We start from the raw sequence: 19,861 nt of genomic DNA, 5'->3' as shown, positions 1-19,861 counted from the left end.
TCAGGTCACGCAGTGAGAAAGTTTTCAGCATAGTGGCACGCAACCTGCCGCCCTGCAACTTCGCGCAGCTGGGGCCTTTCGGCGCGGCAGCGGTCGGTGACGTGCGGGCAGCGGGTGGAAAACACGCAGCCGGTGGGCGGGTTGAGCGGCGAGGGCAATTCGCCCTTGAGCACGATGCGCTGCTTGACACCGGTGCCGGCCAGGCCCGGTGTGGACCCCAGCAAAGCCTGGGTGTAGGGGTGCAGGGGGCGGTTGAACAGGGCGTTCTTCTCGCCTTGCTCTACCGCGTGGCCCAGGTACATCACCAGCACGTCGTGGGCGATGTGGCGCACCACACCCAGGTCGTGCGAAATGAACAGGTAGGCCAGGCCCATGGACTGCTGCAGGTCGGCCAGCAGGTTGAGCACCTGGGCCTGGATGGAGACGTCAAGGGCGGACACCGGCTCGTCGGCCACCACCACGGTGGGGTTGAGCATCAGGGCGCGTGCAATGGCAATGCGCTGGCGCTGGCCGCCCGAAAACATGTGGGGGTAGCGGTCGTAGTGTTCGGGGCGCAGTCCGACCATGGCCAGCATGGCACGGGCTTTTTCGGCGCGCTCCGCGGCGGTCAGTTTGGTGTTGATTTCCAGCGGCGCTTCAAGGATGGCGCCGATTTTCTTGCGCGGGTTGAGCGAGCCGTAGGGGTTCTGGAATACCAGCTGCACGGCTTTGCGCAGGCCCTGGCGTTCTTCCTGGGCGCCGTTCACCGCGTCGATGCCGGTGATGGTCAGTTCGCCGCCCGTGGGGGTTTCAATCAGCGACACCATGCGGGCGAGGGTGGACTTGCCGCAGCCCGATTCGCCGACGACGGCCAGCGTCTTGCCGGCGTCGACCGAGAAAGAGACGCCGCCGACGGCTTGCAGATGATCGGACTTGCGCATGAAACCGCGGCGGATTTCGTAGACCTGCCGGAGGTTCTTTGCCTCGACGACGGGGCCGGTGGGCAGGGTGCGCGGGGTGGGGGTGGTGGCGGTGCTCATTGCGCGGCCTCCATCACGGGGGTGTCGCGTTCGATATTGCCCTCGCGGCTGGGGTCGCCCAGCGGGTAGTGGCAGCGGACCATGCCGTCCTTCCAGGCGCGCAGCAGCGGGCGCTCATTGCGGGAATGCTCGGTGGCGTAGGAGCAGCGAGGCGCGAACAGGCAGCCGGCGGGGCGGTCGTAGAGGCCGGGCACCATGCCGGGAATGGTTGCGAGGCGCGCGCTGCCGTCGCTGCGCTCGGGCAGGGCCGACAGCAAGGCTTCGGTATACGGGTGCTGGGGCGTGTTGAAGAGGGCTTGCGCGCTTTGCTCTTCCATGATCTGGCCGGCGTACATGACGGCGATGCGCTGCGCCATTTCGGACACCACCCCCATGTTGTGGGTGATCAGCACCAGGGCCATGCCGCGTTCCTTTTGCAGGCTGCGCAGCAGGTCGAGGATTTGCGCCTGGATGGTCACGTCAAGCGCCGTGGTGGGTTCATCGGCAATCAAGAGGCGTGGGTTGCAGGCAATCGCCATGGCGATCATCACGCGCTGGTTCATGCCGCCCGAGAGCTGGTGCGGGTAGGCCTTGAGGCGGCTTTCAGGCGAGTTGATGCCGACCTGTTCGAGCAACTCGATGGCCTTGCGCGTGGCGGCCTTTTTGTCCATACCCAGGTGCAAACGCAGGGTTTCGGTGATCTGGAAGCCGACGGTGAAGCAGGGGTTCAGGCTGGTCGTGGGCTCCTGGAAGATCATCGCGACGTCTTTGCCGATGAGCTTGTTGCGCTCGCCCTGCGACAGCTTGAGCAGGTCGTGGCCGGCAAAACGCAGTTTGTCGGCTTTCACGCGGCCGGGGTAGGCCACCAGGCCCATCAAGGCCATCATGGTGACGCTTTTGCCGGAGCCGGACTCGCCGACGATGCCGAGCACTTCGCCTTCTTCGAGCGACAGGCTGATACCGTCGACGGCATGCATGATGCCGTTTTGCGAGGGGAACTCGACGGAGAGGTTTTCTATTTCCAGGAGAGCCATACGGAATCTTTCAGCGCTTCAGCTTGGGGTCGAACGCGTCACGCAGTCCGTCGCCGAGCAAGTTGAAGGCCAGCACAGTGATCAAAATTGCGAGGCCGGGGAAGGTAACCACCCACCAGGCGCGCAAGACAAATTCGCGGGCATCGGCCAGCATGGTGCCCCATTCAGGTGAGGGAGGCTGGGCGCCCAGGCCCAGGAAGCCCAGGGCGGCGGCGTCCAGGATGGCAGTCGACACGCCCAGCGAGGCCTGCACGATCAGCGGCGCCGTGCAGTTGGGCAGGATCTCGCTGAACATCAGGCGGAAGCGGCTGGCGCCGCTCATGCGGGCGGCAGTCACGTAGTCGCGGGAGGTCTCGGCGATCACCGCGGCGCGTGTGATACGCACGTAATGCGGCAGCACGACGATGGCGACGGCCAGCATCGCGTTCATCAGCCCGGGGCCGAGGATGGCAACGATGACGATGGCCAGCAGCAGGCTGGGCAGGGTCAGGATGATGTCCATCAGGCGCATCACGGCGATCTCGAAGATGCCGCGGAAGAAGCCCGCCAGCAGGCCCAGCACCGTGCCGACGATGACCGACAGCGCCACCACGGCCAGACCGATGACCAGCGACAGGCGTGCGCCGTACATCAGGCGCGAAAGGATGTCGCGGCCGATGGCGTCGGTGCCCAGCGGGTATGTCCAGGAGCCGCCTGCCTGCCAGGCCGGCGGCTTGAGGAACACCGCGTTGTTGGTGATGTTGGGTGCGTGCGGCGCCAGCAGCGGTGCAAAGAGCGCGATCAGCAGCACGCCGATCACGATCACGAGGCCGATGACGGCGCCGTTGTTGGCGCTGAAGTAGTTCCAGAACTCGCGCAGCGGGTGCGGTGGCGCCGGCGGTGTGCCCGGTTTTTGGGCGGCGGTTTTCAAGGTGGCCGTGCTCATCGCTGGTGCCTGATGCGTGGGTTAATGATGCCGTAGGTGATGTCCACCAGCAGGTTGACGGCCATGACGATGGCGCCCAGCAGCAGGATGCCGCCTTGCAGAACCGGGTAGTCGCGGCGGCTGATGGCTTCGATCAGCCACTTGCCGACGCCCGGCCAGGAAAAGATGGTTTCGGTCAGGATGGCGCCCGTGAACAGCACGCCGACCTGCAGGCCGATCACGGTGACCACCGGGATCAGCGCATTGCGCAGTGCATGCAGGGCCACCACACGCAGGTTGGAAAGGCCCTTGGCGCGGGCGGTGCGGATGTAGTCTTCACCCAGCACCTCCAGCATGGCCGAGCGCGTCATGCGCGCGATCACCGCCAGCGGGTTGGTGCCCAGCACGATCATCGGCAATATCAGGTGGGAGGCGGCCGACCAGAAGGCGCCCTTGTCGTCAGACAGCAGCGAATCGATCAGCAGGAAGCCCGTGGTGGGCTCAATGAAGTACTGCACCGAGAGCCGGCCCGACACGGGCGTCCAGCCGAGTTGGACCGAGAACAGCAGGATCAGCAGCAGGCCCCACCAGAAAATCGGCATGGAATAGCCCGTCAGCGAGATACCCATCACACCGTGGTCGAGGATGGAGTTTCGCTTGACCGCTGCCAGGATGCCGGCGGGTATGCCGATCAGCAGTGCGAACAGGATGGCGCAGACTGCGAGTTCGATGGTGGCAGGGAACAGCGTGAGGAACTCGCGCAGCACGGGCTCTTGCGTGATGAGGGACTTGCCCAGGTCACCCTTGAGCACACGGACGATATAGATGCCGTACTGCACCATCACGGGCTGGTCCAGGCCGAATTCCTTGAGCAGCTGGGCGTGGCGCACCGGATCGATGCCGCGCTCGCCCGCCATGGTTTCAATCGGGTCGCCCGGCACCATCCGGATCAGGAAGAAGGCCAGCAGTGTCATTCCCAGGAAGGTGGGAATGATCAGGCTCAGTCGGGTAAAGATAAAGCGCAGCATTATCGCGGGATGCTAAAGCAGCGCTTAGCGCGGGCTGTGGAGAATCCGTCGCGTAAGCGACATGAAAGGCGCACGGAAATTTCCGCCGCCCAGGTCTTGGAATGCAATGGCTTCAACATGAAATCTTGTTCTGGTCAGTCTGGCCCGGGCAGTGCCGCGGGGAATTTTTTATCTTAGCAACATTAGCGTGATTTTTTGCCTATGCCGCCAGGGGCGGGCTACTCAGTAACCCTATGGCATCAGGAGGGCTTCACGGGTGCTTGTGGCGCTAATGAAAGGTGAATGAACATGGAGAAAGCAACGCAGGAAGCGTGCCAGAGGGCGGCCGCTGCGCCGCTGCCTTGATGCGTGGGGGCATAAAAAAAGGCCGGCGAAACCGGCCTTTTTGAAATCGGCAAAAACCGATTATTTGACGTGCTTGCCGATCAGGCCAGCCATCTCGAACATCGACACTTGCGCCTTGCCGAAAACGGCGCGCAGTTTTTCGTCGGCGTTGATCATGCGCTTGTTGACCTTGTCCTGCAGGCCCTTGGATTTGATGTAAACCCACAGCTTGCTGACGATCTCGGTACGTGGCAGAGGCTTGTCGCCCACCACGGCTGCCAGTGCGGGGCTCAAGGTCAGTGCCTTCATGAACGCTGCATTGGGAGTGCGCTTTTTGGCAGGCGCTTTTTTCGCTGCTGGCTTTTTGGCCGCAACTTTCTTGGCGGGAGCTGCCTTCTTCGCGGCTACCTTCTTTGCAGGAGCTGCTTTCTTAGCAGGAGCCTTCTTTGCAGGAGCTGCTTTCTTCGCAGCTACTTTCTTTGCCGGAGCAGCCTTTTTTGCAGGCGCTTTTTTAGCCGGTGCTTTTTTTGCAGTTGCCATGATTGATTTTCCTTCTAGAAGTTGATAAATCACCACATGGATAACTACTCTTCCTTGTGGCAATGCGGATGCTACTGGAGAAAAACGCAGTTTCCTAGCGAAAACACACTTTATTTGCGCCTGAATGTTGCAGATTTACCTCTGAAAATCAGGAAAACGCCCACGAGAATCACGCCGCAAGCGACCCATTCTCCCCCGGTGACGTGCTCCCCGGCGAAAAATGCGCCCAGGAAAATCGCGATCAAAGGGTTCACGAAGGCGTAGCTGGTGGCCACTGCAGGCGAGGCATTGGCCAGCAAATACAGGTAGGCGCTGAAGGCGATGAGCGAGCCGAACACCACGAGGTAGAGCCAGGCGAGCACGGCTTCGGGCTGCGCGGGCCAGTTGGCGGCGGCTTCGCGATGCTCACCCAGTGCGAGAGAAATCACCATCAACACCGCGCCGCCACACAACATTTCGCTGGCAAAACCGGCGGGTCCGTTGGCCAGAGGCAGCCGCGTGGTCGACAGCACCGAGCCCAGCGACCACAGCAAGGTGGCCGCCGCGATGCACGCCATGCCGACGGGGGCGGCGCTGAAGCTGGCGCCTTGCACCAGCATCAGCACGCCGGCCAGCCCCACCACCATGCCCAGGAACTCCAGCCTGCCGGGCCGCTGGCCCAGCAGCAGGCCCCAGGCCGACACCATCATGGGCACCACCGCGATAAAGGTGGCGATCAGCCCGGAGCCGATGTGGACTTCGGCCGACGCCGTCAACCCCATGCCGCCGCCCAGCATCAGGGTGCCGATGACGGCGGCGTTGGCCCATTCGCGCCGGCTCGGCAGCTTGTGCCCGCGCAGCAGCACCCAGGCCATCATCAGGATGCCCGCCGCCAGGAAGCGCGTGCCCATCTGGAAGAAGGGCGGAAAGCTGACGAGGGCAAAGCGGATCGCCAGGTAGGTGGAGCCCCACACCAGGTAGCAGGCGAGGAGGGCGGGGATTAAAAGCGCCGGCGCTTTGCCGGCGGCGGGAGTGGAAAGGCGTGCTGAGGTCATGCCGTGATCGTAGGTTGCCATGTGCGTTCAGGCCATGCAAAATTAACGGCAAAACGACATCCGGCCTTTGAATTTAAAGCTTGAAAGCACGCATGACCGAAACCACCGAATGGGACCATTACGACAGCCGCATCCTTGGCGAGCTGCAGCGGGACGCGCGTATCACCATGGCCGAACTGGGCCGGCGCGTCCACCTGAGCCAGCCCGCGGTGACGGAGCGCGTACGCAAGCTCGAACTGGGCGGCGTGATCAAGGGCTACCGGGCCGAGGTGGACCTGGCACGCCTGGGTTATGGCATACGCGCCATCGCGCGGGTGGGGCGGGTCGAGTACGCCCGGGTCGTCAAGCTGATCGAGCAGACACCCGAGGTCATCAATGCCTACAACGTGACCGGCGAGGACAGCTGGGTGCTGGAGATCGCGGTGATCGACGTGGCGCACCTGGACGCGGTGGTGACCAAGTTCTGTATCCTCACCGAGACCTCGACGTCCATCGTCCTCAACGCCCCCCGCGAAAATGCCGTCGTCTTGCCGGCCCGCCGCGAAGACATCAAGCCCGTCATCAAGAAAGTCACCGGAAAATGAGCCAGAACAATGTCACGCCATTCGCCACCTGCGATCTCTGCGACCTCCACAAAGGCGATACCTCGGGAAATTTCAGGGTGCTGCCGCCTGTTTTCAGGGGCTATGGCGGCCTGCAGAAGTTCAGCGGCCCCGTGGTCACGGTGAAGTGTTTTGAGGACAACACGCCGGTCAAGGCGGCGGTGGAGTCGCCGGGCGAGGCACGCGTGCTGGTAGTGGATGGCGGGGCCTCGCTGCGCCGTGCGCTGCTGGGCGGCAACCTGGGCGCGGCGGCCGCCAAAAACGGCTGGGCGGGGGTGGTGATTGACGGCTGCGTGCGCGACGTGGCTGAGCTGGCGCAATGCCAGACCGGCATCCGCGCGCTGGCGAGCATGCCACTGCCCACGGAAAGGCGCCAGGCGGGCCTGACGGGCGTCCCCGTGCAGATTCAAGGCGTCTGGGTGCGGCCGGGCGACTGGCTTTACGCCGATGAGGACGGCATCGTCGTGATGCCGGCGCCGCAGCGGGAATAAGGGCCGAGCGCCTGGTTGCTATCTAAATGATAGCTATAACCCAAGGTGGCGACTGGGCTGGAAGGCGATTTGGCGTAAATTTTTGAAGTGCGGCCGGGGCGCGTCACTGACGCGCCGCCGGTCCGCTCAGAAGCCGGCAAGCGCGATCGAATTCTTCAGCGCCTGCCCGCCGCCGTAGCTGTCCTGCTCGGGCGGCACGCCGCCCAGCGACACACGAATCGCGCAGTACTTGAACTCCGGGATCTTCGCGAAAGGGTCCAGCGCCGCGTTGGTCAGTTTGTTGATGGCGGCCTCGTAGTAACAGAAAGGTACAAACACAGCGCCGCGTGGCGAGCTCTCATCGGCGCGGGCGTACAGGCCCACCTTGCCGCGGCGCGACTCGATCGTCACCACATCGCCCGGTTTTCCGCCCATGGCGGCGAGGTCCAGCGGGTGCACCAGGGCGACCGGATCAGGCTCGATCGCATCGAGCACCGTGGCGCGCCGCGTCATGCTGCCGGTGTGCCAGTGTTCCAGCTGGCGGCCGGTGATCAGCACCATGGGGTACTCGGTATCGGGGCGCTCGTTGGCCGGGATGATGTCTGCCGGAACGAATTTAGCGCGGCCGCCTTCGCGGGGGAAGTCCTCCACGAACACCACCGACTGGCCGGGATCGCCTTCCTTCATGCAGGGGTAGGTGACCGAATGCTCGCGGTCCAGCCGCTCCCAGGTGATGCCGCCAATGCTGGGCATGGTGTGGCGCATCTCGTCGAACACCTCGGAGACGTGCTTGTAGTCCCAGCCGCAACCCATCCGGTTGGCGATCTGCGTGATGATCCAGAGGTCCTGGCGCGCATCGCCGGGCGGGTTGATGGCCTTGCGGCCCATCTGCACCAGCCGGTCGGTGTTGGTAAAGCTGCCGTCCTTTTCAGGGAAGGCGCTGGCCGGCAGGATCACGTCCGCGAGGTAGGCGGTTTCAGTCAGGAAGATGTCCTGCACCACCAGGTGGTCCAGGGCCGCCAGGGCTTCACGCGCGTGGTTGGCGTCGGGGTCGGACATGGCCGGGTTCTCGCCCTGCACGTACATCCCCTTGATGCCGCCCTTCTTGATGGCGTGCATCACCTCGACCACTGTCAGGCCGACCTGGTCATCCAGGGAGCCGGGCGCCACGCCCCAGGCCTTCTCGAAGCTGGCGCGGACCTCGGGTTTGGAGACGTGCTGGTAATCCGGCAGCATCATGGGGATCAGGCCCGCGTCGGACGCGCCCTGCACATTGTTCTGGCCGCGCAGGGGGTGCAGGCCGGTGCCGGGACGGCCGATCTGGCCGGTCATCAATGAAAGGGCAATCAGGCAGCGTGCGTTGTCGGTGCCGTGCACGTGCTGCGAAACGCCCATGCCCCAGAGGATCATCGAGCCTTTGGAGGTGGCGAACAGGCGTGCCACGTAGCGCAGCGTCTCGGCGTCGATACCGCAGATTGGGGCCATCAACTCGGGCGTGTAGCCCTCCACGTTTTTGCGCAGCTCTTCGTAGCCGATGGTGCGGCTGTCGATGAAGGCCTGGTCTACCAGGCCTTCGGTCACGATGACATTCATCATCGCGTTGAGCATGGGCACGTCGGTGTCGGGCTTGAACTGCAGGTGGCGGTGCGCCACGCGGGTCAGGTCAGAGCGGCGCGGATCCATCACGATCAGTTTGGTGCCGTTTTTCACGGCGTTCTTGATCCAGGTGGCAGCGACAGGGTGGTTGACCGTCGGGTTGGCACCGATGATGACAACGACATCCGCCTTGGTCACATCCATCACCGGGTTGGACACCGCACCGGAGCCGATGCCTTCCAGCAGGGCGACCACGGAAGAGGCGTGGCACAGGCGGGTGCAGTGGTCGACGTTGTTGCTGCCGAAGCCGGTGCGCACCAGCTTCTGGAACAGGTAGGCCTCTTCGTTGCTGCCTTTGGCCGAGCCGAAACCGGCCAGCGATTTTTTGCCGTACTGGTCGCGGATGGCGGCAAGCTTGCCGCCGGCGAATTCCAGCGCTTCTTCCCAGCTGGCTTCGCGGAACACGTCCATCACGCGGTCCGGGTCCATCGTGAAGTCGCCGGTTTTCGGCACGCCTTCGCGGCGGATCAGCGGCTTGGTCAGGCGCTGCGGATGGTGTGCGTAATCAAAACCGTAGCGGCCCTTGACGCACAGGCGCTCGTGGTTGGCCGGGCCGTCGCGGCCCTCCACAAACAGAATCTTGTCGTCCTTGACGTTGTAGGTCAGCTGGCAGCCGACGCCGCAATAGGGGCAGACCGACTTGACCTGCTTGTCCGGCACGGTCAGCGCAGCCTCACGGGCGGGCATCAGTGCGCCGGTGGGGCAGGCCTGCACACATTCGCCGCAGGCCACGCAGGTGGACGCGCCCATCGCGTCGTCCATGTCGAACACAATCTTGGCCTGGTCACCGCGGAAGGCCAGGCCGATCACGTCGTTGACCTGTTCGTCGCGGCAGGCGCGCAGGCAGCGCGTGCACTGGATGCAGGCGTCCAGGTTCACGGCAATGGCGGGGTGCGACACATCCTGGCGCACCTGCTGGCGCGCCTCGAAACGGGGCTTGCCGACGCCGATTTTGGCGGCCCACTGGTCCACCTCGTTGTTGCGGGTGTATTCCTTCTCGGGCATGTCCGACAGCAACAGCTCCAGCACCATTTTTTGGGATGCGACGGCGCGTTCGCTGTCGGTGACGACCTTCATGCCGGCAGTCGGCGCGCGGCAGCAGGAGGGGGCGAGTACGCGCTCACCGTTGATCTCGACCATGCAGGAGCGGCAGTTGCCGACGGCTTCCATGCCTTCCTTGAAGCACAGGTGCGGAATCTCCACGCCTTCGCGTTTGGCGACCTGCAGCAGCGATTCGGTGGCACGGCCCTGGACTTCACGGCCGTTGAGGCTGAAACTTACGAGCGGAGCATCGAGCTCTGCGAGTTCCTGGCGGGTAATTGCATTCATGAGAAATCCTTAAAGTGCGCAGGCAGGCCGGCCGCAGCGCCGGGCCGCCCCAAGCAAGGCCAGCCCCCTCGGGGGGCAGCGTAGTACGCGAAGCGACAAGCGTGGGGGCTCATAGTTCGTGGGGGAAGTACTTGACGACGCAGTCCATCGGGTTCGGTGCTGCCTGGCCCAGGCCGCAGATCGATGCGTCACGCATCACCAGCGACAGGTCTGCCAGCAAGGCCAGATCCCACTTGGGCTGCTCCATCAGGTGCGCCGCTTTCGCCGTGCCGACGCGGCAGGGCGTGCACTGGCCGCAAGACTCATGGTGAAAGAAACTCATCATGTTGCGTGCAGCGCCGGTGGCCGTGTCCTTGTCGGAAAGGATGATGACGGCCGCCGAGCCGATAAAGCAGCCGTAGGGTTGCAGCGTGTCGAAGTCCAGCGGAATCGTGTTCATCGTGGCCGGCAGGATGCCGCCCGAAGCACCGCCGGGCAGGTAGGCATAGAACGTGTGACCGTCCAGCATGCCGCCGCAGTACTCGTCGATCAGCTCCTGGATGGTGATGCCGGCCGGCGCCAGCTTGACGCCGGGCTCCTTGACCCGCCCCGACACCGAGAACGAACGCAAGCCCTTGCGGCCGTTGCGGCCGTGCGAGGCAAACCACTCGCCGCCTTTTTCCAGGATGTCGCGGACCCAGTACAGCGTTTCGAAGTTGTGCTCCAGCGTCGGCCGGCCGAACAGGCCAACTTGCGCCACGTACGGTGGGCGCAGGCGGGGCATGCCGCGCTTGCCTTCGATGGATTCGATCATGGCCGACTCTTCGCCGCAGATGTAGGCGCCCGCGCCGCGGCGCAGCTCGATCTCCGGCATGCCGGCCATCAATGGGTCCAGCCGCAGCCGGGCCAGTTCGGCTTCCAGCATGTTGCGGCAGCCGTGGTATTCATCCCGCAGGTAAACGTAGATCTTCTCGATGCCGACGGCCCAGGCGGCGATCAGCATGCCTTCGAGGAAACGGTGCGGGTCGCGCTCCAGGTAAACGCGGTCCTTGAAGGTGCCGGGCTCGCCCTCGTCGATGTTGACGGCCATCAGGCGTGGGCCTTTTTCGGCCCGGACAATGCGCCACTTGCGGCCGGACGGAAATCCTGCCCCACCGAGGCCGCGAAGGCCGGAGTCTTCCATGGTCTTGAGGACGGCTTCGACATCACGTCCGCCCGAGACGCATTGCTTGAGCAGGCTGTAGCCGCCTTCTGCCTGGTAGGCGGGAAGGTCGACAAACCCTTCGGGCACGTGTTGCACAGCCTGCGCAGCGACGGTCGACACGATGGCTTCGCAGCTGGCGTTCGGCACCGGGTTTTGGCCCACCACGGCCGCGGGAGCCTGTTCGCAGCGGCCTATGCAGGGCGCGGCAATGACACGGACTTCGCGGCCCAGCAGGGCAGGGAGCCTGGCCAGCAGATCCTTGGCGCCCGCCATCTCGCATGACAGGCCGTCGCAGACGCGCACGGTGAGTTCGGGGGGCGCTGATTCACCTTCCTTGACCACATCAAAGTGGTGATAGAAGGTTGCCACTTCATAGACCTCGGTCTGCGCCAGCTTCATCTCCTGGGCCAGCGCGGCCAGGTGCGCTGCCGACAGGTGGCCGAACGCATCCTGGATCTTGTGCAGGTGCTCGATCAGCAGGTCCGCACGGCGCGACTCGGTGCCCAGCAGACGCTGCACCTCCGCCAGCGCCTGCGGGTCTACGCGGCGGCCCTTGGGGGCCTGGCGTTTTCGCTGCTTGGAGGCGTCGATGACGGCGATGGGAATGATGGGATGGTTCATGAAGCGTGTTGGCTCGCTGTATGGCTGGCGTTGGTGGCGTGGGCTGCCCGGCCTAGATGACGCGCTCGGCGCGCAGTTCGGCGATGTAATCGGCGCCGTAGCCCAATTGCGTCAATACCTCGTCGGTGTGCTCGCCCAGCAGGGGTGAGCGGGTCACTTCAGTGGCACTGTCTGACATCTTGATCGGGTTGCCCACGGTGAGGTACTTGCCGCGGGTGGGGTGGTCGACTTCCACAATGGTGCCTGTCTCGCGCAGGCCTGGCTCCTCCGCGATCTCCTTCATCGACAGGATGGGCCCGCAGGGAATGTCGTACTGGTTCAGGATTTCCATGGCCTCGAACTTGGTCTTGGTCATGGTCCATTTCTCGATGCGCGCGAAGATGGGCTTCAGGTGCAGCAGCCGGGCCGCCGGCGTGGCAAAAGCCTCGTCGTCAATCCAGCCTTCTTCGCCGATCACCTTGCAGACGGCAGGCCACACTGCGCCCTGGGTGATGAAGTAGATGTACGCGTTGGGGTCGGTCTCCCAGCCCTTGCATTTCAGGATGGAGCCCGGCTGGCCGCCGCCGGAAGCATTGCCTGCGCGGGGGACCGCTTCACCGAACTTGCCGTCGGGGTACTGCGGGTATTCGTGCATGGTGCCGGTGCGCTCCAGGCGCTGCTGGTCGCGCAGCTTGACGCGGCACAGGTTCAGCACGGCGTCCTGCATGGGGGCCAGCACCTTCTGGCCGCGACCCGTGGTGTTGCGCTGGTAGAGGGCGGCGACGATGCCCAGGGCCAGGTGCAGGCCGGTGCCGCTGTCGCCGATCTGTGCGCCCGTCACCATGGGCGGGCCGTCGTCAAAGCCCGAGGTGGAGGCGGAGCCGCCGGCACACTGGGCGACGTTTTCGTACACCTTGCAGTCTTCGTAGCGGCCAGGGCCGAAACCCTTGACCGAGGCGACGATCATGCGGGGATTGAGCTTCTGGATGTGTTCCCAGGTGATGCCCATGCGGTCGAGTGCGCCGGGTGCAAAGTTTTCCACCAGTACGTCGCATTCCTTGATCAGCGTGTCCAGGACTTCCTTGCCCTTGGGCTTTTTGGTATCCAGGGTGATCGAGCGCTTGTTGTGGTTGAGCATCGTGAAATACAGGCTGTCCACACCGGGGATGTCGCGCAGCTGCCCGCGCGTGGCGTCGCCTTCGCCCGCACGCTCGACCTTGATGACGTCGGCGCCGAACCACGCCAGCAACTGGGTGCACGTCGGCCCCGACTGGACATGGGTGAAATCAAGGATGCGAACGCCGTCTAACGCTTTGCTCATGAAAGTTCCTGCTGGGAAGTTGAAAAAGTGGTTGTTTGACACATGGTTTTGGCCATGGCCGGGCCTCTTGTGCCCTGTCAACCCCTATGGTAATCACTGCTCCAGTGGTAAGCCTGTACGGTTTGGGTTAGGGTGTATTGCCCTGAGGGGCAAGCTGCATTTCAAGCTCCGTCAGGCGTTTCTTCAGATTTCGCTCTTCGGCAAAGCGGGCGGTTTCGTCGCGGATCACCGCAACAATGGCCGAAACCTTGTTGTCCGGGGTATGTAACAGGGCCACGGTGAAGGCGATGGACAGGCCATGCCCGTCCTTGTGCACGGCCGGCACCCGCAGCACGTCGTTGCCATACCGCGTTTTGCCGGTTTCCATGGTCTTGTGGTAGCCGTCCCAGTGACGCTGCTGCTGGCGCTGCGGAATGATGATGTCCAGCGACTTGCCCAGGGCTTCTTCTTCCGTGAAACCGAACATCCGCGTAGCGGCCGGGTTCCACAGCACGATCGCACCGCCGGCATCGGAGGCCACAATGGCGTCGCCCACGGCTTCCACGAGCTGTTTCAGGTCGGTTGTTGTTTGCATAGGTCCACTCCTGCTGCTGGCAATTAAGCTGGCTGGGCTTTAAAAAAAACGGCGCTCAAACTGAACGCCGTTTTTGCGGGTCACCAGACCTCTAAGTCAAAAAAACCGCGCTTGCGTTAAACCGCTTTTGCCGCGTGGATGGCCGCGATCTGGTCCTTGCTGTAGCCCAGTTCAGCCAGAACTTCATCCGTGTGCTCGCCCAGCAGGGGCGATGCCGTCACTTCGGGTTTGGTGTCGGAGAACTTGATCGGGCTGCCCACGGTGAAGTAGCTGCCGCGCACCTTGTGCGGCACTTCAACGATGGAGCCGCTGGCGCGCAAGGACTCGTCGTGCAGCAATTCCTTCATTGACAGCACGGGTGCGCAGGGAATGTCAAACTTGCGGAAGACGTCCACGGCTTCGAACTTGGTCTTGTCGGCGATGAAAGCTTCAATCGTGGCGAAGATGTCCATGATGTGCGGCTGGCGTGCCTTGGCCGTGGTGTAGGCGGGGTCGGTTTTCCATTCGGGTTTGCCCAGCGCGTCGCAGATCGGCTCCCAGGCGTGGCCCTGAACCGTGAAATAGATGTACGCGTTGGGGTCTGTCTCCCAGCCCTTGCACTTCAAAATCCAGCCGGGTTGGCCGCCGCCGCCGGCATTGGCGCCGCGCGGCACCACGCCGTCCTTGAAGGCTTCCATTTCATGCGGGTACTGTGGGTACTCTTCCAGGTAGCCCAGCTTGTCCAGGCGCAACTGGTCACGCATTTTGACGCGGCACAGGTTGAGCACGCTGTCCTGCATGGACACGGCCACTTTTTGGCCCTTGCCGGTCTGTTGGCGGCCGATATAGGCCGTCAAAATACCGATGGCCAGGTGCATGCCGGTATTGCTGTCGCCCAAAGCGGCAGCCGAAATGGTGGGGCCTGAGTTCTCGCCTTTCCAGTAACCGGTGGTGGACGCCGCGCCGCCTGCGCACTGGGCCACGTTTTCATAAACCTTGAGGTCTTCGTAGTGGTGGCCGTCCGAGAAACCCTTGACGGAAGCCAGAATCATTTTGGGGTTGAGTTCCTGGATGCGCTCCCAGGTGAATCCCATGCGGTCCAGCGCGCCGGGGCCAAAATTCTCGACCATCACGTCGGATTCCTTGATGAGCCTCTCCAGCACTTCCTTGCCCTCGGGCTTTTTGGTGTCCAGCGTCAGGCCGCGCTTGTTGCTGTTGAGCATGGTGAAGTACAGCGCGTCGGCGCCCTCGATGTCGCGCAGCTGGCTTCGGGTGACGTCGCCGGAGCCGGGACGCTCGACCTTGATCACGTCGGCGCCGAACCAGGCCAGCATCTGGGTGCAGGCGGGACCGGCTTGAACGTGGGTGAAGTCGATGATCTTGATGCCGGCGAGTGGTTTGTTGCTCATTTGATTTCTCCTTAGGATGCTTTGGATTACTTCTTCGCTGCAGCGCTTTGCGGATTCAGACTTGTGATCCGGCCGCTTTCGGTGCCTGCAGTTTCGTCAATGATGGCGTTGATCAGGGTTGGCTTGCCGGATTTGACGGCCTCGTCCAGCGCCTTGGCCAGCTCGTCCGGTGTGTTGGCCAGAACGCCCACGCCGCCGAAAGCCTGCATCATCATCTCGTAGCGTGCATTCTTGACAAAAACAGTAGGCGCTACATCGCCGCCACGTGGATTCACGTCGGTGCCTTTGTAAATGCCGTTGTTGTTGAAGACGATGACACAAATTGGAAGGTTATAGCGGCAGATGGTTTCTACTTCCATGCCGCTGAAGCCGAAAGCGCTATCGCCTTCGATAGCGATTACGGGTTTACCCGTGGTCACGGCGGCGGCGACGGCAAAGCCCATGCCGATGCCCATGATGCCCCAGGTGCCGACGTCCAGGCGTTTGCGCGGCTCGTACATGTCGACGATGCTGCGCGCGAAGTCGAGGGTGTTGGCGCCTTCGTTGACAACGATGGCGTCGGGGCGGGCCTTGACCGCATTGCGGATGACGTTCAGCGCGCTGTGGAAGTTCATCGTCGGCGGGTTCAGCGCCAGCGTTGCGGCCATCTTGGCCAGGTTCTTGTCCTTGCGCTCGGTGATGCCCTGGGTCCAGTCGGCAGGCGGCTTGGCCCACTTGGCGCCCAGGCCTTCCAGCAATGCCGAGACGCACGAGCCGATGTCGCCGACCAGCGGTGCGGCGATCGGCACGTTGCTGTCCATTTCGGTCGGCGAGATGTCGATCTGGATGAACTGGCGGGTGTCGGCATTCGCGCCGCCCCAGGTTTTGCCTTTGCCATGCGAGAGCAGCCAGTTCAGGCGAGCACCGACCAGCACCACCACATCGGCTTCTGCCAATACGTGGGAGCGGGTGGCCGAAGCCGACTGTGGGTGCGTGTCAGGCAGCAAGCCCTTTGCCATGGACATCGGCAGGTAAGGGATGCCGGTTTTTTCGATCAGGGCACGGATATCGGCGTCGCACTGGGCGTAGGCAGCGCCTTTGCCGAGCACGATCAGGGGGCGTTTGGCGCCCTTGAGCAGGTCGAGTGCGCGCTTGACGGCATCGGGGGCAGGGATCTGGCGCGGTGCGGGGTCGACCACCTTGATGAGCGACTTCTTGCCAGCCGCGGCGTCCATCGACTGGCTGAACAGCTTGGCCGGCAGGTCGAGGTAAACGCCGCCGGGACGGCCGGACAGTGCCGAACGGATGGCGCGGGCGATGCCCACGCCGATGTCTTCAGCGTGCAGAACGCGAAATGCTGCTTTGCACAATGGCTTGGCAATCGCCAGCTGGTCCATTTCTTCGTAGTCGCCCTGCTGCAGGTCGACGATCTCGCGCTCGCTGGAGCCGCTGATCAGGATCATCGGGAAGCAGTTCGTGGTGGCATTGGCCAGGGCCGTGAGGCCGTTCAGGAAGCCGGGAGCGGAGACGGTCAGGCAAATCCCGGGTTTTTGCGTCAGGAAGCCGGCGGCTGCGGCGGCATTGCCGGCATGCTGCTCGTGGCGAAACGAGATCATGCGAATGCCTTCAGCCTGCGCTTTGCGGGTGAGGTCGGTAATGGGGATGCCGGGCAGGGCGAAGATCGTGTCGATGCCGTTGAGCTTGAGGGCATCGATGACGAGGTGGAAACCGTCGATCTGCTCTGTCGATGTGGTGGCGTTGGTCATGATGAAATGTCTCTTCGTTTTGACTTCGATAAAGGTTGAGCAAAGCAACTGGCCGTATCGGGCCCTGAAACTCGTTGACTTGAGTGAAGGGCCTTCAGCGGTGTGTTACGTCGCCTCGCTTTTGGGTGCCCAAGGGGTCATTTGCACCGTCGAGGTATCATAGGAATCGATTCGGATTCCAACATTGACCACGGTCAATTTTCGGTGTATTCGCCCCTCTGAAAAACCGATGGATCCGGGTCCTGCCCAATCCTTATTGCCTTCATGTCGTCCATACCAAATCATTCCGAGAGAAACGTCATTCGTGTCCAGCTGGCGCAGAACATCGTGCTCAAGGGAATGACGGCGGAACAAAGCGCGGAACTCGAGTCGCACCTGGTCATTGTTGACGGGCAGAAAGGCGATGCCCTGCTGGAGCAGGGGGTGCATGAGATGGAGCAATATTTCATCCTTGAAGGCATCCTCAAGCGCGTGGTGACCAATGAGCAGGCCAAGGAGATGATTCTTCGTTTTGCCGACGAGCGCGACATGGAAACCAGCTACGCCGCCTGGCGGCTGGGCACGCCGACGCCCTACAGCACGGTGTGCGTGACCAAAGTGCGGGTGGCAAAGCTGCCGTTGCCGGAATGGGTAGCGTTTCTGGAACGCCATCATGAAATCAAGCAATCGTTCGAGTACTACGTGATGCGCCTGATGAGCGAGATCATGGCCCATACCATCACGCTGCATTTGCTGGACGCACCCGGCCGTGTCAAACGCTTTCAGCGCAAGCACCCGGAACTGTTCGACCGCATTCCCAAAAAGGAATTGGCGTCCTACCTGAACCTCTCCGCGGAAACCCTGAGCCGGCTCAAGCAGCGCGGCAAGATCTGACGCTAAAAAGCAAAGCCGCAGCAGGTGAAGCAGCAATAAAAAAGCCGGGTAAGTTACCCGGCTTTTTGTTGCTTGCCCCGACGATCAGTCGACGGGCTGTTCCGCGGCAAATTCGTTCTTCTTGGGCGGGCGAATCTTGGCCATCACGCGGGAGATCAGGGGCCAGAACAGCAGGACCAGGGCCAGTGTCGTGATGCCGCCCACCAGCGGGTTGGACCACATGATGGACATCTCACCTTGCGACACCAGCATGGCCTGGCGGAACGAGTCTTCGGCCTTGTCTCCGAGGACCAATGCGAGCACCAGCGGCGCGAGCGGATAGTCCAGCTTCTTGAAGAGGTAGCCGATGACGCCGAACAGCATCATGAACCAGATGTCCAGCATGGCGTTGTGCACGGTGTAGGCGCCGATCGCGCAGATCACCACAATCACCGGCGCAATGATGGAGAACGGAATGCGCAGGATGGACGCAAACAGCGGCACCGTGGTCAGCACAACGATCAGGCCGACCAGGTTACCCAGGTACATGCTGGCAATCAGGCCCCAGACGAAGTCTTTTTGCTCAACGAAGAGCAAAGGTCCGGGCTGCAGGCCCCAGATCAGCAGGCCTCCGAGCAGCACGGCTGCGGTGGGGGAGCCCGGGATGCCCAGTGCCAGCATGGGCAGCAGGGCGCTGGTGCCGGCAGCGTGCGCTGCGGTTTCGGGGGCGATGACGCCTTCGATTTCGCCCGTGCCGAATTTCGAACCGTTCTTGGACATCTTCTTGGCCAGGCCGTAGCTCATGAACGAGGCTGGTGTGGCGCCGCCGGGGGTGATGCCCATCCAGATACCGATCAGCGAGCTGCGAAGCGAGGTCATCCAGTATTTCGGCAGCTTCTTCCAGGTTTCCAGCACGACCTTGGGGTCGATCTTGGCGCTCTTGCCCGAGAAAGCCAGGCCTTCTTCCATGGACAGCAGGATCTCGCCGATACCGAACAGGCCGATCACCGCGATCAGGAAGTCGAAGCCGCGCATCAGGTCGGGGATGCCGAAGGTCAGGCGCAGCTGGCCGGTCACCGTGTCCATGCCGACGGAGGCCAGCGCAAAGCCGATCGTCATCGACGCGAGGATCTTGAACGGAGAGCCCTTGCCCATGCCCACGAAGCTGCAGAACGTCAGCAGGTAGACCGCGAAAAATTCGGGAGGGCCGAACTTGAGCGCGAACTTGGCGACCAGGGGCGCCAGGAAGGTGATCATCACCACGGCAACAAAGGCGCCGATGAAAGACGAGGTGAAAGCAGCCGTCAGCGCAGCGCCGGCCTTGCCTTGCTGCGCCATCGGGTAGCCGTCAAAGGTGGTGGCAACCGACCAGGGCTCCCCCGGTATGTTGAACAGCACCGAGGTGATGGCCCCACCGAACAGTGCGCCCCAGTAAATGCAGGACAGCATGATGATGGCCGAGGTGGGCGACATCGTGAAGGTCAGTGGCAGCAGGATGGCCACGCCGTTGGCGCCGCCAAGGCCGGGCAGCACGCCGATCAGCACACCCAGAATGATGCCCACGAACATCAGGACGATGTTCATCGGCGTCAGAATGACGCTGAATCCGTGAAAAAGCGAATTTAGTTCTTCCATTTCGATATCCGGTAAAAGTTCTGTGGGGCTCGGTACGGTTAGAGAGGGCTCAATAGCCGAGGAAGCTCAGCGGCTCGAATTGGCCCTTGAACAAGGGGACCTTGAACCAGACCTCGAACATGAAGAAAAACAGTGCGTTCACAAGGAGGGCAGTGATCACGCTCTTGATCGGGGAAAACTTTCCCAGGATGATCATGAACAGCGCGATGTAGACGGCCGATGCAACGTAGAGGCCCAAAAACTGGACAGCCCCCACGTAAACGATGGCGGGAACCAGTACCGACAGCACGCGCTTGAGCTGCTCGCCGTCGACGAACACTTCGGTGTTCTTGTTCTTTCCGAACAGCGCCTGGTAGAGGGTGCCTGCGCCGGAAATACACAGGATGATGCCGATGTAAAACGGGAAGTAACCTGCGCCTGGCCCGTCGCTGGTCCAGCCGGAGCCGAGGGCCCAGCTGCCCTGGAGGACCACCGCCCCCATGATGACGATACAGGTCGCGACGATGGCTTCAACGACATAGGTGGCGACGCCCGTGCGCTCCGCGCCGGATTCTTGGTTTGGCTCCATGAGCAACTCCGTTGGATTGAGTGCCCTGTACCAGGGCGAACTTTGATGATTGTGGGGCTGGCGCATGGCCAGCCCG

At 62.8% G+C, this 19,861-nt stretch carries 17 protein-coding genes; 3 read left to right on the top strand and 14 right to left on the bottom strand.

The window, feature by feature from the left end:
- Positions 1-5: 5 nt before the first annotated feature.
- From DT070_RS19130 to yedA, 6 genes are all read right to left on the bottom strand, one after another.
- Positions 6-1,019, bottom strand: a complete 1,014-nt coding sequence (locus DT070_RS19130) for a peptide ABC transporter ATP-binding protein (RefSeq protein ID WP_122956828.1) — start codon at positions 1,017-1,019, stop codon at positions 6-8.
- The gene (locus DT070_RS19125; protein ID WP_122956827.1) at positions 1,016-2,032 is read right to left on the bottom strand and encodes an ABC transporter ATP-binding protein; all 1,017 of its coding nucleotides are present in this window, start codon (positions 2,030-2,032) and stop codon (positions 1,016-1,018) included. Before DT070_RS19125 ends, DT070_RS19130 begins: the two co-directional genes overlap by 4 nt.
- A gap of 10 nt (positions 2,033-2,042) precedes the next feature.
- Positions 2,043-2,957, bottom strand: coding sequence for an ABC transporter permease subunit (locus DT070_RS19120; RefSeq protein WP_122956826.1), 915 nt, complete (start codon positions 2,955-2,957; stop codon positions 2,043-2,045).
- A complete protein-coding gene (locus tag DT070_RS19115; protein WP_122956825.1) occupies positions 2,954-3,964 on the bottom strand; it encodes an ABC transporter permease subunit in 1,011 nt (336 codons plus the stop codon). Before DT070_RS19115 ends, DT070_RS19120 begins: the two co-directional genes overlap by 4 nt.
- A gap of 405 nt (positions 3,965-4,369) precedes the next feature.
- Positions 4,370-4,828: an SWIB/MDM2 domain-containing protein gene (locus DT070_RS19110; protein ID WP_122956824.1), complete on the bottom strand. Its 459-nt coding sequence runs from the start codon at positions 4,826-4,828 to the stop codon at positions 4,370-4,372.
- A 110-nt stretch (positions 4,829-4,938) separates the two neighbouring features.
- Positions 4,939-5,862: a drug/metabolite exporter YedA gene (yedA, locus tag DT070_RS19105; protein ID WP_122957500.1), complete on the bottom strand. Its 924-nt coding sequence runs from the start codon at positions 5,860-5,862 to the stop codon at positions 4,939-4,941.
- A 92-nt stretch (positions 5,863-5,954) separates the two neighbouring features.
- Between yedA and DT070_RS19100 the strand changes: the two genes are divergently transcribed.
- Positions 5,955-6,446: an Lrp/AsnC family transcriptional regulator gene (locus DT070_RS19100; RefSeq protein ID WP_007873193.1), complete on the top strand. Its 492-nt coding sequence runs from the start codon at positions 5,955-5,957 to the stop codon at positions 6,444-6,446.
- Positions 6,443-6,955, top strand: coding sequence for a ribonuclease E activity regulator RraA (gene rraA / locus DT070_RS19095; protein ID WP_122956823.1), 513 nt, complete (start codon positions 6,443-6,445; stop codon positions 6,953-6,955). Before DT070_RS19100 ends, rraA begins: the two co-directional genes overlap by 4 nt.
- A 126-nt stretch (positions 6,956-7,081) precedes the next feature.
- On the opposite strand, the gene fdhF is transcribed toward rraA, so the two are convergent.
- The 6 genes from fdhF to oxc form a co-directional block, all read right to left on the bottom strand.
- Positions 7,082-9,919 carry a formate dehydrogenase subunit alpha gene (fdhF, locus tag DT070_RS19090; protein ID WP_122956822.1) on the bottom strand — a complete coding sequence of 946 codons (2,838 nt, stop codon included), beginning with the start codon at positions 9,917-9,919 and terminating at the stop codon, positions 7,082-7,084.
- 109 nt (positions 9,920-10,028) lie between these two features.
- Positions 10,029-11,723 carry an NAD(P)H-dependent oxidoreductase subunit E gene (locus DT070_RS19080; RefSeq protein ID WP_122956821.1) on the bottom strand — a complete coding sequence of 565 codons (1,695 nt, stop codon included), beginning with the start codon at positions 11,721-11,723 and terminating at the stop codon, positions 10,029-10,031.
- Positions 11,724-11,775: 52 nt separating this feature from the next.
- Positions 11,776-13,023 carry a formyl-CoA transferase gene (frc, locus tag DT070_RS19075; protein WP_122956820.1) on the bottom strand — a complete coding sequence of 416 codons (1,248 nt, stop codon included), beginning with the start codon at positions 13,021-13,023 and terminating at the stop codon, positions 11,776-11,778.
- Positions 13,024-13,150: 127 nt separating this feature from the next.
- A complete protein-coding gene (locus tag DT070_RS19070) occupies positions 13,151-13,597 on the bottom strand; it encodes a PAS domain S-box protein (RefSeq protein ID WP_122956819.1) in 447 nt (148 codons plus the stop codon).
- Between the two features lie 116 nt (positions 13,598-13,713).
- Complete coding sequence (gene frc / locus DT070_RS19065) at positions 13,714-14,985, bottom strand: formyl-CoA transferase (protein WP_122956818.1); 1,272 nt, start codon at positions 14,983-14,985, stop codon at positions 13,714-13,716.
- Between the two features lie 26 nt (positions 14,986-15,011).
- Complete coding sequence (oxc, locus tag DT070_RS19060) at positions 15,012-16,730, bottom strand: oxalyl-CoA decarboxylase (protein WP_122956817.1); 1,719 nt, start codon at positions 16,728-16,730, stop codon at positions 15,012-15,014.
- Between the two features lie 264 nt (positions 16,731-16,994).
- Here oxc and DT070_RS19055 point away from each other — a divergent pair, with 264 nt between their 5' ends.
- Positions 16,995-17,603, top strand: coding sequence for a Crp/Fnr family transcriptional regulator (locus tag DT070_RS19055; RefSeq protein WP_122956816.1), 609 nt, complete (start codon positions 16,995-16,997; stop codon positions 17,601-17,603).
- An 84-nt stretch (positions 17,604-17,687) separates the two neighbouring features.
- On the opposite strand, the gene DT070_RS19050 is transcribed toward DT070_RS19055, so the two are convergent.
- Both DT070_RS19050 and DT070_RS19045 read right to left on the bottom strand, forming a co-directional pair.
- On the bottom strand, positions 17,688-19,217 hold the full coding sequence (locus tag DT070_RS19050) for a tripartite tricarboxylate transporter permease (protein ID WP_122956815.1): 1,530 nt from the start codon (positions 19,215-19,217) through the stop codon (positions 17,688-17,690).
- A gap of 49 nt (positions 19,218-19,266) precedes the next feature.
- Positions 19,267-19,785, bottom strand: coding sequence for a tripartite tricarboxylate transporter TctB family protein (locus DT070_RS19045; protein ID WP_122956814.1), 519 nt, complete (start codon positions 19,783-19,785; stop codon positions 19,267-19,269).
- Positions 19,786-19,861: the final 76 nt, after the last annotated feature.

The organism is Polaromonas sp. SP1 (assembly GCF_003711205.1).
GTDB lineage: Bacteria > Pseudomonadota > Gammaproteobacteria > Burkholderiales > Burkholderiaceae_C > Polaromonas.
The sequence above is the reverse complement of the archived record's forward strand: the minus strand, read 5'-3'. Positions and strand labels throughout refer to the sequence as shown.

Excerpts from the sequence above, each read along its gene's own strand:
- DT070_RS19130 (WP_122956828.1), bottom strand. The coding sequence starts at position 1,019 with ATGAGCACCGCCACCACCCCCACCCCGCGCACCCTGCCCACCGGCCCC.
- DT070_RS19125 (WP_122956827.1), bottom strand. The coding sequence starts at position 2,032 with ATGGCTCTCCTGGAAATAGAAAACCTCTCCGTCGAGTTCCCCTCGCAA.
- DT070_RS19120 (WP_122956826.1), bottom strand. The coding sequence starts at position 2,957 with ATGAGCACGGCCACCTTGAAAACCGCCGCCCAAAAACCGGGCACACCG.
- DT070_RS19115 (WP_122956825.1), bottom strand. The coding sequence starts at position 3,964 with ATGCTGCGCTTTATCTTTACCCGACTGAGCCTGATCATTCCCACCTTC.
- DT070_RS19110 (WP_122956824.1), bottom strand. The coding sequence starts at position 4,828 with ATGGCAACTGCAAAAAAAGCACCGGCTAAAAAAGCGCCTGCAAAAAAG.
- yedA (WP_122957500.1), bottom strand. The coding sequence starts at position 5,862 with ATGACCTCAGCACGCCTTTCCACTCCCGCCGCCGGCAAAGCGCCGGCG.
- DT070_RS19100 (WP_007873193.1), top strand. The coding sequence starts at position 5,955 with ATGACCGAAACCACCGAATGGGACCATTACGACAGCCGCATCCTTGGC.
- rraA (WP_122956823.1), top strand. The coding sequence starts at position 6,443 with ATGAGCCAGAACAATGTCACGCCATTCGCCACCTGCGATCTCTGCGAC.
- fdhF (WP_122956822.1), bottom strand. The coding sequence starts at position 9,919 with ATGAATGCAATTACCCGCCAGGAACTCGCAGAGCTCGATGCTCCGCTC.
- DT070_RS19080 (WP_122956821.1), bottom strand. The coding sequence starts at position 11,723 with ATGAACCATCCCATCATTCCCATCGCCGTCATCGACGCCTCCAAGCAG.
- frc (WP_122956820.1), bottom strand. The coding sequence starts at position 13,023 with ATGAGCAAAGCGTTAGACGGCGTTCGCATCCTTGATTTCACCCATGTC.
- DT070_RS19070 (WP_122956819.1), bottom strand. The coding sequence starts at position 13,597 with ATGCAAACAACAACCGACCTGAAACAGCTCGTGGAAGCCGTGGGCGAC.
- frc (WP_122956818.1), bottom strand. The coding sequence starts at position 14,985 with ATGAGCAACAAACCACTCGCCGGCATCAAGATCATCGACTTCACCCAC.
- oxc (WP_122956817.1), bottom strand. The coding sequence starts at position 16,730 with ATGACCAACGCCACCACATCGACAGAGCAGATCGACGGTTTCCACCTC.
- DT070_RS19055 (WP_122956816.1), top strand. The coding sequence starts at position 16,995 with ATGTCGTCCATACCAAATCATTCCGAGAGAAACGTCATTCGTGTCCAG.
- DT070_RS19050 (WP_122956815.1), bottom strand. The coding sequence starts at position 19,217 with ATGGAAGAACTAAATTCGCTTTTTCACGGATTCAGCGTCATTCTGACG.
- DT070_RS19045 (WP_122956814.1), bottom strand. The coding sequence starts at position 19,785 with ATGGAGCCAAACCAAGAATCCGGCGCGGAGCGCACGGGCGTCGCCACC.